Below are 15259 nucleotides of genomic sequence, written 5' to 3' on the forward strand. Positions count from 1 at the left end.
TGTCTTGTTATTTCAACATAATAGATATTAAATTACTTTTCAAGTTTTAAAATTTTTCTTATTCTTGTTCTTATTCTCCAAGTAATAGTATTTTCAATATCTATTTTCTGTTTAATTAAATTCTTACTTTTTTCTTCTAGTTCTATATTCTTATTTTCTATTTCTAATTTTTCTTCTTCTAGTTTTACATTCCTATTTTCTATTTCTAATTTTTCTTCTTCTAGTTTTATATTCCTATTTTCTATTTCTAATTTTTCTTCTTCTAATTTTATATTCCTATTTTCTATTTCTAATTTTAAATTACTTATATCTCTATACTGTTCTTCTTTTATTTTAATATTTTCCTTTAATGTTTCTACTCTACTTTGAACTACATTTTGTATATTTAACTTATATTCTAAGATTTTATATTCTATAATAATAGTCTTTATTTTTATAGAATCTCCTAAATCTACATATATTTGAGGATCATCTGTTATAAACATATATTTATTACCTTCATTGTAAAACGCATTTGTAGTAATAGATGAAGTTAAGTCTAACTGTCTTCCCTCACTGTCTTCTATAAGTATATTATAAATCTCTAACTCAGCTGGAATGCTGATAGGATCTATTCTAAATTTATCTATTGGAGTATTAGTATCAATTGGTATATGTTTTACTATTTTCTCATAAGTAAAAGGTGTTTTTATAATAATGCTTTCTTCTTCATTATAATTTTCTGAACCTAATGCATAAAATACTTGTATATCAACTGTCTCTTTTGATTGATCTTGTACAATATAAATGCTATTTCCATACTCATTGTTATATTCACCCTTATATCCCAAGGCTATTAAATAATTTGATCTTATGTCATCATTATTATAAATAATATTTTGCAATAATTTTTTAGATTTATTATCAATTATTGATAAATTTCCTATATAAAATTGTTCATGTAAATCAATAGTATTAAATTTACTAGATAAAAATTGTACAAACTCATTTTTATCAAATTCTTTTACATGAAAATGATTATGCCCATTACGATCCATATTTCCTTTGTCAGGTGTTGACATAATTACTATCCCATCTTTTTTTAAAACCCTATGAATCTCCTCTAAAAAACATTTTTGTATTTTTTCATTTACATGTTCGATTGTCTCAAAAGAAACAACAACATCAAATACATCATTATCAAATGGAAGTTTTTCTATTGATTCTTTACAAAATGAAATATTTCGTTTGTTATATTTTTTATTTGCATTCCGTATAGCTTCTTCCGAAATGTCAATACCAATTATTTCAGAACAATACTCAGCTAATATATTTGTTCCAAATCCTTCACCACATGCTGCATCAAGAACTTTTTTATTCTTTACCAAGTCTTTTATAGATTCATATCTATGATAATGTTCTGCTTGAATTTGATTATTTATTTTTATATCAGGTACAAATCTTTCTCCTGTAAAATCCATTTAATTAATTACTCCTTCTCTTTATTATACTTATTTATCACTATCAAAAATACTTTTCTTTAATTCCAAGAATAATATGTAATATCTTATACCTAATCACTTTTAAACAAAATTTACATTCAAATTATCTTTACAATTTTTTATTTTTTCAATATTTTCTAGTATAACTCTATATTGTTAGTACTGTATTTTTCTATTTTTACATCTGAATCTATTTCCATTAATGAAGTATTGTACCCATTATTCAAAATAGTAATGTCCAATGCCCCATGTAACCAAGTAAGAATCACATTTTCCTTTTGATTTCCTTTTGCAATCGCTGGACTGATTAAATATTGTCCTTTCAAAATTTTAGGTAACTGAAAATCAAATTTTACTTCCATTACTTCGCCTTGTGATATTTCTAATACTTTTTCATGATTATTAATATAAGTATTAAGTGCTAATAAATTTATTCCCTTACTATTTTCTAGTACAATACCTACTATTATTTTATCCATATACACAGCTTTAACTTTACATACAATATATACTGAGTATTGATTTAATACTTCTAATGTAGTTACTATGTTGTTATCTTTATCTTTTACGAAACATGATATAATTTCAATATCTTCGCTTAAAATATTATTTTTGTCAACTTTTATTTTAGGGTATAATTTTTTTATATTTGATTTAACTGGAATGTTTATTGCTTTTAAATGTTCCTTCTCTACTTCTTTTTCATTTAATTGATTTGATTCTTTAAATTGTTTATTAATATATTTTTTGCAAACCTCATCTTTATTCCCAAAAACTATCTGTTCTCCTTTTTCTATCCATAATACCCGAGAACACATTTGTCTGATACTCCCAATGTCATGAGATACAAATAATATAGTAGTCCCTTCCTCTTGTAACTTGTCAAATTTCTTAAAACATTTATTTTGAAAAAATACATCGCCTACGCTTAATGCTTCATCAACAATTAATATTTTGGGTTCAATATTTATAGCTACTGCAAATGCTAATCTTGCAAACATACCTGATGAATATGTTTTTACAGGCTGATATATAAATTCTCCTATATCAGCAAAATCCATTATTGGCTTAACTCTTTCATCCATTTGCTCTTTAGTATATCCCATCATAGTTCCATTAAGGTATACATTCTGGATTCCAGTATATTCTGGATTAAAACCTGCACCTAATTCTAATAATGCTGATATTTTCCCATTTACTTGCAAATTTCCACTTGATAGGCTAAGTACTCCTGTTATTATTTTTAGCAAAGTAGATTTACCTGATCCATTTGATCCAATTATTCCAACTGTTTCACCTTTTTTTACCTCAAAAGATATATTATTTAATGCATAATGATTTCTGCTATATTTCTTTTTTGTTAAGCTTAAAGCTTCCTTCATTCTATCTATAGGTTTATCATATAACTTATAGACTTTACTTAAATTTTCTATTTTAATTGCTATATCTGACATTTGTGCCTCCTAAATTACAGTACATCTGCAAAATGTGGTTTAAGTTTCTTAAATATAACTGCGCCAATTACAAATAACAGTAATGTTACACTCCAAAAATTCACCGTTTGGAAATATCTCTCAAAAAACCACACTTTATTTATAAAAGTATCTCTATATCCCTCTACTATATAATACATTGGATTTAATTTTACTATCCATTGAAGTTTTGCAGGTATTATGGTATAGCTCCACATAATTGGTGTCATCCACATTCCAACTTGCAGAAAAATATTAATTAATTGACCTAAATCTTTAAAAAATATTATCATTGCACTTGTTGCATAGGAAAGTGCAAGTGTTAAGCAAAATGTACAAAAAGAATAATAAATAAGCTGAATACTATATTGGGTTGGATAAAATTTATAAATTCCTGCTACAATAAATAAAAATCCTAGAAATACCAAGTGTACGAACAGTGCTGATATTATTTTTACTATGGGTAGTATACTTATTTTAAAAACAACTTTTTTAACTAAATAACTATATTCTATCATACAATTCGTTGAATTAAGTAAGGCTTCTTGAAAGAAAAACCATGGAATCACACCCGATACAAACCACACTATAAAAGGTACATTTTCCATTGGTGATCCTGCTTTAAGACCAAATTGAAAAACAAACCAATATACTAAAATAGTAACTATTGGTTGTACAAATGCCCAAGTTATTCCAAGATACGAACCTGCATATTTAGTTTTAAAATCATTCTTTGATAAATTCCATATAAGAGTTCTATTATTGTTTATTTCTGATATTAGTGACTTAATAATTTTAGATTTTTTAATAACTATTAATATTAATAAATCTATAATAATGCATATAAAGAATTTTAATCCCATATTCATAACATTAAAGTTCTTATTTAACGAATTTATAATACTAGAATCTAATTTATATTGTACATTAGGATCATCACCAACTGTTTGAAAAGTAACAAAGCCATCTTCTATTTTATAATTTGAAATCTGGTTTATATTTTGTGAAGACATCAAATCTTCAATACTAATTTCTTTATTACAAACAAAATTAGTTAATTTAATATCCGAAATTTTAATATTCGATAATTGATTTCCAAAATCAAATCTAATATATATCGAATCTTTTGGTATTGTAAATTTCAATTTTTTTTGTTCATTAATATTATTGTAATTTATTCGCTGTGATTTTTCTTCACTCCAATCAGTATCAATTCCATAAAACAACTGATATTCATTTTGTTTATCAGATATTAAATTATAACTTACAATAATATTTTTATTTGATAAGTTACAATATTTAAGTATTAAAACATTAGATATTAATAGCATTGCAATTAATAATATTAATTTTATAAATCTATTCTTATTCATATTTTTATCTCTTTCTACATTTTACTATAATTTATTTCTTCTAAATATCTATTAAGTGCATCTTCCCACCTAGGCAACAGATTAAATCCATCATCCACAAGACTCTTTTTAGAAAGTCTAGAGTTTAAAGGTCTAACTGCCTTTGTTGGATATTCACTTGTTGGAATAGGATTAATTTTACAATTAAATCCTGCCATTTTCATGATTTCTTCTGCAAATTCTGCCCAAGAACATGTTCCTTCATTAGTTGCATGATAAACTCCATACTTTTGTGAAACTACCATATCACATAAAAGTGATGCTAAATCAGCTGTATACGTAGGACTGCCTATTTGATCACAGACTACATTTAAACTTTCTTTTTCTGCTCCCAATTTAAGCATTGTTTTAATAAAGTTATTCCCGTTAATACCAAATACCCATGAAATTCTAACTATAAAATACTTATCTAAAATCGCTTTTACTTTTAGTTCACCTTGATATTTAGTTTTTCCGTAAACTGATAATGGATTTATATTTCCATCTACATCAAACGGCTTATTTCCTAATCCATCAAATACATAATCAGTAGATATGTAAACCATCTGTGCATCTATTTTTTTACATACCTTGGCTATATTTTCTGTTCCATATACATTCACTTTAGTACAAATTTCTTCTTCATCTTCTGCCCTATCAACAGCTGTATATGCAGCACAATGTATAAGACATTCTGGTTTTAAATTTAAAATATATTCATTAACAGCTTTATCATCTGTTATATCTAAATCTTTTATATCTATTCCTAAGCATTCAATATTTCTTTTATTTAATTCTTTTATTACATCGTATCCTAATTGACCATTTACTCCAGTAACTAAAATCATACTTTTCCTCCTCTATAATAACCCCTTTTTAGTCATCTTAATAATATATTTAAATATATTATTAGGTATGAACGGTAAAAAGGTTTCTACTAATATAGAAATTTTGTGAAATTTTCTATATTTTATCATTATATTTAACTCTTCAAGTGATGGTTTAGTAGAATATCGCTTTCTTGATTCAATCCATTTTAAACAATCACTTATATACTCTAATAATTCATCTCTATATGCTAATCTTTTTTGTAATGACTTATAACGTTTTAAAAAAGCATCTATTCTCATTTTATAATATGTTTGTTTATCATAAACACCTGTTAATATTCCTGTTTGATTAAAACTATGCTGTCTATATCTAACTAGTGGTTTATTTATACACTCTATCTTTCCATTTATAGCCGCTATAATTGCAATCCATTGATCATGAATTAATGTTGTTTCAAATGGTATAGCTTTTTTAGCAATATCTTTTTTAGCCATCATTGCACATCCTGTTACAAAGTTAACCATTAACAAGTCTTTAGCTAAGTTATAACCACTTTTATATATAATTCTTTTTCTTATATCTGTTAAACTATTAGCTATTTTTTTATCATTTTCATCAATTATAGAAAGATCACTACATACAAGTGTAACCTCTTTATCTAATAGTTTTTTAACCATTAAAGATATTTTATTTTCTTCCCAAATATCATCTTGATCACAATAAGCAAAGAATTCTCCATTTCCTAACTTTGTAAGTTCTTCAAAAGCCTTATTGGAACCTTGATTTTTTTTACCTCGTATTAAAGTATATGAAAAATTTGTGATATGCTTTTTAAATAAATCCTCATCAACGGGAAATTCAGGACCATCATCATAAATAAGTAGTTCTAATTTATCATAACTTTGATTATTCAAAGAAACTAGCTGTTCTATAAGCCAATTTTGATTTGGTTTATAAACAGCTAATAATATACTTACTAATGGTTTATCTATCTGTGAATAGTTCTTGGTTGTGCTTCGAGCTTTATCTATCTGTGTACATTTTCTCATAGTAGTTTGCATATTCTCCACTAATAATATTCTCCCACCATTGTCTATTATCTAAGTACCATTCTATAGTCTTTTTTATTCCTTCATCAAAGGTAGTTGTAGGAAGCCAACCCAATTCATTGTGGATCTTAGTTGGATCAATAGCATATCTCATGTCATGACCTTTTCTATCTCCTACAAATTTTATTAAATCTTCTTTCTTTCCAAGTTCATGAATAATTGTTTTAACTACATCTAGATTAGTTCTTTCATTATGTCCACCTATATTGTAAACTTCTCCTACTGTTCCATTATGAATTATTAAATCAATAGCTCTGCAATGATCTTCTACATATAGCCAATCTCTAACATTCTCCCCACTTCCATATACAGGGAGTTCCTTGTCATTTAAAGCATTTGCTATCATTAATGGAATTAATTTTTCTGGAAAATGGTATGGTCCATAGTTATTAGAACATCTTGAAATTGTAGTTGGTAGTCCATAAGTTCTATTATATGCTCCAACTAAAAGGTCTGCTGATGCTTTACTTGAAGAATATGGGCTTGATGTATGTATTGGTGTTTCTTCTGTAAAGAATAAATCTGGTCTGTCAATTGGTAAATCCCCATATACTTCATCTGTTGATACTTGATGATATCTTTTTATTCCATATTTTATACAAGCATCCATAAGTACTGCTGTTCCCATAATATTAGTTTTTAAAAATATTTCTGGATTTTCTATTGATCTATCCACATGACTTTCTGCTGCAAAATTAACCACTATATCTGGGTTTTCTTTTTTAAACATATCATATACAGCTTTTCTATCTGCTATATCTATTTTATGAAAACTAAAGTTTTTACTATCTTTAACACTTTCTAATGTTTCCATATTTCCAGCATAAGTTAAAGCATCAACACAAATTATTTTATAGTCTTTATATTTATTAAGCATATAATGAACAAAATTTCCACCAATAAATCCTGCTCCACCAGTTACTACTATTTTCATATATTTATCTCCTCTAACCATTTATCTAAAACTCTATAATAAATTCAACAAAATCTATCTGTCTGAATTTATTATTAGTAATATGCACAGATATTACTAATAATTATAATATCATTAAAAAGTACAATCGCTCTCTTGTAAAAGTGGTGCTTTTTTATCTTTTTCTGAAAGAATAGGATTTTCTATTCCCCAATCTACTCCTATTTCTGAATCATCAAATCTGATACTTCTATCACTCTCATGATTATAATAATTATCTGTTTTATATACAAATTCAACATCATCTGTTAAAGTTACAAATCCATGTCCAAATCCTCTGGGTATAAATAATTGTTTTTTATTTTCTGCTGAAAGTTCTACAGCTACCCATTCTTTGTATGTAGGAGAATTTTTTCTTAGGTCCACAGCTACATCTAATACAGCTCCCCTTACGCATCTTACTAATTTAGCCTGTGCATGTTCTCCATTTTGAAAATGAATTCCTCTAAGAATTCCTTTTTCTTTTGAATATGATTGATTATCTTGTATAAAATCACAATCTATTTCTGGCGTTTTGATTTTTGAGTAGGTTTCCATGAACCAACCTCTTTCATCTCCCAAAACTTGCGGTTCTACTATATAAACACCTTCTAATTTAGTTTTAATTATATTCATTATTTTAAAACACCTCTCTTTACAATTGACAATGTACAATTGACGGTTGACAATTTGAGATGAAATTCCTAACGGAATTTCTGAAAATACATTTTTTAAGAAAAGCCACAGGCTTTTCATCCTCAATTGTCAATTGTCCCCTATCAATTGTCAATTATTTACCCATTTTCCATTGTCAATTACTACTATTTCTAACTATACTGTTTAATATTCTACATATTTCTTTACAGTCTCTGAGCAAAAACTTTATTTCATTTTTACAAAGTATATTACTTCGTAGCAGCAATTCTATCCAATATTCTGTTTCATCTGCTTCTTTCAATGCGATACTCATTTTATTTCTAAAATCTGCCTTACTAATTGCATTTATAGATTCTTTTACATTTGCACCTATACTTGTTCCTGAACGAAGTAATTGCTTTGATAATACAAATCCTTTTTTATTATTAACTAAATACTGATAAATTTCTATTATTTTCAATGCAAACCTAAAAGATTTATCAACTATTATATTTTGCTTCATAATACCCTCCTAAATCTCAGATATTATGAGTCTTGACACTTATACAATTAACAATTCTAAATTAGCATATGAATTTGTAAAAACAAATTTAATGCAATATATACAGTCAAAAAACTACTTAGTAGTTTTGTCCTTCATTGTCAATTGTCCTCTGTCAACTGTCAATTAATATATAATTTTTCCTTCTGCTACATTTTTTAGATGTTCACCATATGGGCTTTTTCCATATTGCTCTGCACTTTTAAGTAAAGTTTTTTTATCTATCCAACCATTTTTATATGAAATTTCTTCTAAACATGCAATCTTAAGTCCTTGTCTAGTTTCAATTACTTTTACATATTCAGTTGCCTCCGTTAAACTATCAACAGTTCCTGTATCAAGCCATCCATAACCTCTTCCAAGTGTTATTACATCAAGTTTACCTTGTTCAAGATATATTCTATTCAAATCTGTAATTTCTAATTCACCTCTAGCTGATGGCTTTAAGTTTTTAGCATATTTACATACTTTATTATCATAAAAATAAAGTCCTGTAACTGCATAATTAGATTTTGGATTTTCTGGTTTTTCTTCTAATGATATAGCTTTTCCTTTATCATCAAATTCTACTACTCCAAAACGTTCTGGATCATCTACATAATATCCAAAGACTGTTGCACGTCCTTCATTTTGAGCTGCTCTTTTTAAATGTGCTGTTAAACCATTTCCATGGAATATATTATCTCCAAGTATCATTGCACAACTATCATTTCCTATAAATTCTTCTCCTAATGTAAAAGCTTGAGCTAAACCATCTGGAGATGGCTGAACTTTATAAGATAAATTTATTCCATATCTTGAACCGTCCCCTAATAGCATTTCAAAATTAGGTAAATCATTTGGAGTTGATATTATTAATATATCTTTAATTCCTGCTAACATTAAAGTTGATAGCGGATAATAAATCATCGGTTTGTCATATACCGGCAAAAGTTGTTTTGATGTAACCATTGTTAGTGGATAAAGTCTTGTCCCACTTCCACCTGCAAGTATTATACCCTTCATAAAAATCCTCATTTCTTTTTTATTTTTTAATTTTAAACATTCTTCTTATTATTTTAACATAAATGGCCAAATAAATAAATGTAGTTTACATTTATTTACGGTTGTTATATCTTACATAACATAAGTTTCATCTACATTGCAAATTTATACATACAATGATATTATCAAGTTATATAAAAGCATATAAAATAATAGTGCTAAAATACACAATTAATAAACATTTTTCTCTATTATTTCTCATATATAAACAGACAAGCTTTTTAATATATAAATTCATGAAAAGGAAGATGTTAATGATAAAAGAAAATCAAAATTTGTTGAATAAAATTAATGCTTTCTCTGATATTTTAATTTTATTTATATCAATGACTTTAGCTTATTTTATTCGTTTTTACATATTTTCACCCGAAACTAACTATATAAAATTAATTAAATATATTCAATTTACTTTAATTATTGTTCCAATAAATTTAATATTATATAACTTTTTTAATTTATATCATTCATTTAGAACAACTGCTTTTAAAAAAGAATTTTTTCAAATAATAAAGGCTAACACTATATTAACAGCAATTTTATTATCACTTTTATATATTTTTAGATTAGTTGATATATCTCGATGGGTTATTGTAACATTTTATTTTGTTAATATAACTTTAATTACATCTAAAAGATTTGTTTTAAGAAAAACATTATCCAAAATGCGTTCTAATGGAATAAATTTAAAGCATGTAATAATTATTGGTGCTGGAGAAGTTGCTAATGAATACTTAACAGTAATTAATGAAAATAAGAGCTTTGGTTATAGTTATTCTGGATATGTAGCCAATTCTTCTAACTTTGAAGGAAAAAAACTTGGAAATTATAATGATTTATTTAAAGTTTTAAACAAATACAATGCCGATGAAGTTGTTTGTGCCCTTGATATTGAAGATGCAAAATATTTAGAAAATATAGTTTCTGCTTGTGAAAAAACAGGTACAAAGATTTCAATTATACCATTTTGTTATAAGTATATCCCTAGTAAGCCTTATATAGATCAACTAGGTAGCATTCCTCTTATTAATGTCAGAAGAATACCTCTTGATAACTTCGGTAATGCATTTATGAAAAGAACTATAGATATAATTGGTTCTCTTATTTTAATTATATTGACAAGCCCTATAATGATAGTTACTGCATTAGTAATAAAATGTACTTCTAAAGGACCTATCATATTTAGACAGCATCGTGTTGGTTTAAACAAAAATACCTTTACAATGTATAAGTTTAGATCAATGAAGGTTAATTCTGAAGAACAAAGTGGTTGGAGTACAAATAACGACCCTAGAAAAACTAGATTCGGATCTTTTATTCGTAAGTTTTCTATTGATGAATTACCACAATTCTTTAATGTACTAAAAGGCGATATGAGTTTAGTCGGTCCAAGACCTGAAATTCCTCATTTTGTTGATGAATTTAAAAATGAAATACCCCTTTACATGGTAAAGCATCAGGTAAAACCAGGAATAACTGGATTAGCTCAAGTTAATGGCTTTAGAGGGGATACTTCTATAAAAAAAAGAATAGAATATGATATACACTACATTGAAAATTGGGACATACTATTAGATATATCAATACTATTCAAAACAGCATTTAAAGGCTTTAAAAATAATGAAAAGCTAGTAATAAAAAATAAATCAATAATTGAACAATCAGAAAATATAAATCACAATAACATAAATATATAAATTTAAAGCATGACCTATACAACTAACTTAATTGTGCAGGACATGCTTATTTTTTAGACTCGTTTTAAATTTATCTTTATATATGCATAGGTGCAATGAAGTTGTAATACTTATTCAAATTCAACAAATCCAATTATTATATCAATAACTTCTGCCAAAATATCTTGTGGCACTCTTTCTACAAACTCTGCATTTCTCATTTTTATATCTAATGATTTAACTTGATCACACATTACAACACCTGTAGTTTTAGTTCTCTCATCTAAGGGTACATGAATTGGTATATATCTATTTGTATTAGTAATGGGACAAACAACAGCTATACTTGTAAAACTATTAAAAGTATTATTACTAACAACAATAGCTGGGCGTCTTCCTCTTTGTTCATGACCTACTTGTGGATCAAATGTTAAAAAAATAATATCTCCTTGTTTTGGATTATATTGCATTACCAAATCTCCCTGCCTGCTATTTTTCCTGTATCCCATTCTTCTGCTTCATATTCGCTATTAAAATTTTTCAATCTTTCTGCTAAAGTTTTATGCTTTATAGTTTTCACTTTTTTTATAATGATTTGATCTTCACTTGCAATAACTTCAACTCTATCATTTTCCTTTAAAAATGCACTTTCTAAAATTGCTTTTGGTAACCTAAGAGCATTACTATTTCCCCAACGTTGAATATTAGCATACATAAATATCAACTCCTTTATTATTAGTATATACATTGTATCTACTTTTAGTCAATAAATTATAATAAAATCTCTATACTCATTAACACAAACTTATAAACCTCTCATTTCTTGCACCATATATCTTTACAATGATATAATATAACTTAATCTAACAAAGATTTTTAAAATAATATTTTAGGAGTGTTAAATATGTATCTTCTTGAAAGAATTGAAGACAATTTAAAGAAAAAGTCCATTGGATTTTTCTTACCTATTACATTTATATTAACTATAATACCTCTTATTGTAAGATTAAAGATGGTTGATCTTGATGATGCCGGTATAAATTTATATGCAGTTGAAAATCAAGCCGATTTCTTTTCACAAAATAAGGCTCTTTGGTTAGCTATTTTTTCTGTAATACTTTTTATATTTGCTTTATGTTTATTTAAAAAATTATTTGAAAAAAGAGATAAAACTACTACTGCAATTTTAATTTGTACTGGTGTGTTTTTAATTTGTACTTTCCTTTCAGCGATGTTTTCATCGTATAAACAAGTTTCTTTCTTTGGATTTTATGATAGAGCTGAAGGATTTATTACTATTGCATGTTACATGATTATTTTTGTTTATTCCATTTATGCATTTAAGAGTACACATTGTTATAAGTACATGGTAATACCTATATTAATTGTAGTTTTAATTAATTCATTTTTAGGGATTTTTCAATACATAGGTAATGATTTAATTAATAGTAAATTAGGTATTGCATTAGTTGTTCCTAGTGAATACAACATTGGTGAAAAAGGCTTAGGCTTACTATATGAAAAAGGAAAACTTTATGGTACTTTTTATCATTACAATTATGTTGGTAGCTTTATAGGCCTTGTATTACCAATATTATTTTCTTTAACTATATTTGAAAAGAAAGTAATTAATAAGATTGTTTTAGGAGTATTCTCATTACTTTCTGTATGGTTATTATTTGGTAGTACATCTCGTGCTGGTATAATTGGTATATCTGTAGCTATAATTTTTGGACTTATAATCTTTGGAAAAGTAATATTTAAAAGCTGGAAACCTCTTGTAATAACTTTAGCTTGCATTGCTGTTTTAGCTGTTGGAGGTAACGTTGCTACTAAAGGTCAACTTTTTGAAAGAGTTCCTTCTCTAGTTTCTGATATATTCAGCGTATTTGATAACACAAGTAATGTAGATTATAGGACAAATACCCCTATAAGTGATATCAAACATGTTGATAAAAATGTAGAAATAACTGTTCCAAATGATATTTTAAAGATATCTTATGAAGATGGAAATTATATATTTAGAAATTCTAGTAATGAATCTATTCAATTTGATATTGTAGATGGAGTTTATAAAACTTCTAATGAAAACTTTAGTAATATTTCATTTAGATTTGGTAAATCAAGTAAATCTTCTAGTAAAGCAGATTTATTCATGTTACAAGTTAATGATAATCCAACATTTATGTTTAAATTAAAAGAAGACAACAGCATTCATTTAAGAGATTCAAACGGAATGAGATTTATAGACGTGGAATATCCTGATACTTTTGGATTTAAAGGAAAAGAAAAATTAGGTTCTGCAAGGGGATATATCTGGTCAAGATCAATTCCTTTAGTTAAAGAAACTTTATTATTAGGTACTGGACCAGACACATTTGCTTATGTATTTCCACAAAATGATTTAATGGGTAAATACTACGCTTATAATACTCCTAACATGATTGTAGATAAGCCACATAATTTATATTTACAAATTGCAATAAACAACGGTTTAATAGCTTTAATTGCATTCTTAGGTATAATGATAATCTATGTTGTAGATAGTATTAAATTATATGCATTAAAGAAAGAATACAGTGAATCTCAAATACTAGGTGGAGTAACTTGCCTTGGAATTGTAGGATACCTTTTTGCAGGAATGTTTAATGATTCAGTAGTCAGTGTTGCACCAATGTTTTGGATAATACTTGGTGTTGGAGTTGCATTAAATTATTTAAATAAAAAAGAAAACTAAATAAATTTATATAATTTTGAAATATACTTAAAACAAAAAATCCAGAGTTATTATTTGCCCTATCTCCTTGACAGTTGGCAATTCAATTCTCTGGATTTTTACTCTTCACTTTTAAACATTACTTTACCTATATTAATTTATTTATATAATAAACATATTCTTTAAAGTCTTCTAAATGATTTTCTATTATAGCTTGAACAATTTTCATGCTCACAGCTTTATAATCATGTACAGCTATGTTTCTAAATCCCACCATTGATTTCATCTTTTTAGTTAATTCATCATCTAATATTTTATTTGCATTAAGTACCTCAAAAGCATCCCTACTATTTTGTGGAATACCTAAATGTTTTTCAGCTACAATATGCATTGCTAAATCAATTGTAGCTTCACAAGCTCTTTGTATATTTAAAATTATGGAGTCTTGTTTAGTATAATCATCTAAATTACTAGGATCATTATCATAAACTTCATGTATTCTATTTAAGCATCTATTTATAGTCTCAATTTTATTTACAATTACATCATTGCCCATATTTATCTATCTCCTCTCTCATTTTATTTATTACAACTTCTCTTTCTTCATTTAAAATTGCATATTCTTTAAATGATCTCATCTCAAAATACATTCTTTTCGTATTGTCGTTACAATATATTACTTTTCCATTACCTATAACTTGAGCTTTAAAAACAGTTGAAGATAAATTTAAATCTATTAAATCCACTTCTCTTTTAAATACATCTGCAAGCTCTTGAGATACCATAAAACATTTATATTCGTCAGTGCTATTTTCACTTAAAAATGCAATATCAATATCACTATCTTCCCTAAGATTGTTTTTAGCAGCTGAACCAAATAAATATATAATTGTAGGATTAAATTCTCTTTTCAATATTTCAATAGCTTTATTTAATTGAATCTCCAAATTTAATTCTCCTTTTCTTTAATATTATTTATTATACCCATATCATGATTATATATGATAATTCCTTTAGTTGAAAGCTTAAAATAGAACAAGCTGGTGACAGTCACCAGCTTGGACAAAAAAGGTACTCCCACATGGGGAGTACCTAATATATAAAATTTAAATATGATAAAAAGCTTAATTTAAATTATCTGATCCAAGCTCCGTTAGCTCCTAAAACATAACCATTAACAGTTGTGTTTGAAAGCATTTTTCCTGAACCATCTAAGTAGTACCAAGTACCATTGTCATTTAACCATCCAGTTTGCATAGCACCTGAAGCGTTAGTGTAGTACCAAGTTCCGTTGTCATTAATCCAACCAGTTTTCATTGCTCCTGATCCTTGCATAAAGTACCAAGTACCATTAACGTTTTGCCATCCAGTTAACATAGCTCCTGAAGCATT

General features: G+C 26.6%; 15 protein-coding genes and 1 pseudogene. 2 read left to right on the plus strand and 14 right to left on the minus strand.

What is annotated here, in order from left to right; translation table 11 throughout:
* Positions 1-32: 32 nt before the first annotated feature.
* The 9 genes from RGC78_RS12305 to rfbA form a co-directional block, all read right to left on the minus strand.
* The gene (locus RGC78_RS12305) at positions 33-1460 is read right to left on the minus strand and encodes a class I SAM-dependent methyltransferase (protein ID WP_309556730.1); all 1428 of its coding nucleotides are present in this window, start codon (positions 1458-1460) and stop codon (positions 33-35) included.
* 158 nt (positions 1461-1618) lie between these two features.
* Positions 1619-2935 carry an ABC transporter ATP-binding protein gene (locus RGC78_RS12310; RefSeq protein WP_309556731.1) on the minus strand — a complete coding sequence of 439 codons (1317 nt, stop codon included), beginning with the start codon at positions 2933-2935 and terminating at the stop codon, positions 1619-1621.
* A gap of 14 nt (positions 2936-2949) precedes the next feature.
* Positions 2950-4326 carry an ABC transporter permease gene (locus tag RGC78_RS12315; protein WP_309556732.1) on the minus strand — a complete coding sequence of 459 codons (1377 nt, stop codon included), beginning with the start codon at positions 4324-4326 and terminating at the stop codon, positions 2950-2952.
* A 14-nt stretch (positions 4327-4340) separates the two neighbouring features.
* Positions 4341-5192 carry a dTDP-4-dehydrorhamnose reductase gene (gene rfbD / locus RGC78_RS12320; RefSeq protein ID WP_309556733.1) on the minus strand — a complete coding sequence of 284 codons (852 nt, stop codon included), beginning with the start codon at positions 5190-5192 and terminating at the stop codon, positions 4341-4343.
* Positions 5193-5204: 12 nt separating this feature from the next.
* Complete coding sequence (locus tag RGC78_RS12325; protein WP_309556734.1) at positions 5205-6224, minus strand: glycosyltransferase; 1020 nt, start codon at positions 6222-6224, stop codon at positions 5205-5207.
* The gene (gene rfbB, locus RGC78_RS12330) at positions 6199-7218 is read right to left on the minus strand and encodes a dTDP-glucose 4,6-dehydratase (RefSeq protein WP_309556735.1); all 1020 of its coding nucleotides are present in this window, start codon (positions 7216-7218) and stop codon (positions 6199-6201) included. Before rfbB ends, RGC78_RS12325 begins: the two co-directional genes overlap by 26 nt.
* A gap of 114 nt (positions 7219-7332) precedes the next feature.
* Positions 7333-7872 (minus strand): dTDP-4-dehydrorhamnose 3,5-epimerase, encoded by a 540-nt coding sequence (gene rfbC / locus RGC78_RS12335; RefSeq protein WP_309556736.1) that lies wholly within the window; start codon positions 7870-7872, stop codon positions 7333-7335.
* A gap of 175 nt (positions 7873-8047) precedes the next feature.
* A complete protein-coding gene (locus RGC78_RS12340) occupies positions 8048-8395 on the minus strand; it encodes a four helix bundle protein (RefSeq protein WP_309556737.1) in 348 nt (115 codons plus the stop codon).
* 165 nt (positions 8396-8560) lie between these two features.
* Complete coding sequence (gene rfbA / locus RGC78_RS12345) at positions 8561-9439, minus strand: glucose-1-phosphate thymidylyltransferase RfbA (RefSeq protein WP_309556738.1); 879 nt, start codon at positions 9437-9439, stop codon at positions 8561-8563.
* 293 nt (positions 9440-9732) lie between these two features.
* Between rfbA and RGC78_RS12350 the strand changes: the two genes are divergently transcribed.
* The gene (locus RGC78_RS12350; RefSeq protein ID WP_309556739.1) at positions 9733-11172 is read left to right on the plus strand and encodes an undecaprenyl-phosphate glucose phosphotransferase; all 1440 of its coding nucleotides are present in this window, start codon (positions 9733-9735) and stop codon (positions 11170-11172) included.
* A 110-nt stretch (positions 11173-11282) separates the two neighbouring features.
* On the opposite strand, the gene RGC78_RS12355 is transcribed toward RGC78_RS12350, so the two are convergent.
* A complete protein-coding gene (locus RGC78_RS12355; RefSeq protein WP_252211716.1) occupies positions 11283-11621 on the minus strand; it encodes a type II toxin-antitoxin system PemK/MazF family toxin in 339 nt (112 codons plus the stop codon).
* Positions 11621-11866 (minus strand): AbrB/MazE/SpoVT family DNA-binding domain-containing protein, encoded by a 246-nt coding sequence (locus RGC78_RS12360; RefSeq protein ID WP_309556740.1) that lies wholly within the window; start codon positions 11864-11866, stop codon positions 11621-11623. The genes RGC78_RS12355 and RGC78_RS12360 overlap by 1 nt, the downstream gene beginning before the upstream one ends.
* Positions 11867-12055: 189 nt before the next feature.
* Here RGC78_RS12360 and RGC78_RS12365 point away from each other — a divergent pair, with 189 nt between their 5' ends.
* Complete coding sequence (locus RGC78_RS12365) at positions 12056-13888, plus strand: O-antigen ligase family protein (RefSeq protein ID WP_309556741.1); 1833 nt, start codon at positions 12056-12058, stop codon at positions 13886-13888.
* A 127-nt stretch (positions 13889-14015) separates the two neighbouring features.
* Here RGC78_RS12365 and hepT read toward each other — a convergent pair whose 3' ends face one another.
* The 3 genes and pseudogenes from hepT to RGC78_RS12380 form a co-directional block, all read right to left on the minus strand.
* Positions 14016-14423, minus strand: a complete 408-nt coding sequence (gene hepT / locus RGC78_RS12370) for a type VII toxin-antitoxin system HepT family RNase toxin (RefSeq protein ID WP_309556742.1) — start codon at positions 14421-14423, stop codon at positions 14016-14018.
* Complete coding sequence (gene mntA, locus RGC78_RS12375) at positions 14413-14814, minus strand: type VII toxin-antitoxin system MntA family adenylyltransferase antitoxin (protein WP_252229341.1); 402 nt, start codon at positions 14812-14814, stop codon at positions 14413-14415. The genes hepT and mntA overlap by 11 nt, the downstream gene beginning before the upstream one ends.
* Before the next feature lie 187 nt (positions 14815-15001).
* Positions 15002-15259 (minus strand): annotated as a pseudogene (locus RGC78_RS12380) (N-acetylmuramoyl-L-alanine amidase family protein); the annotation flags it as partial.

The organism is Clostridium aquiflavi (assembly GCF_031344075.1).
In the GTDB taxonomy this organism is placed as follows: domain Bacteria; phylum Bacillota; class Clostridia; order Clostridiales; family Clostridiaceae; genus Clostridium; species Clostridium aquiflavi.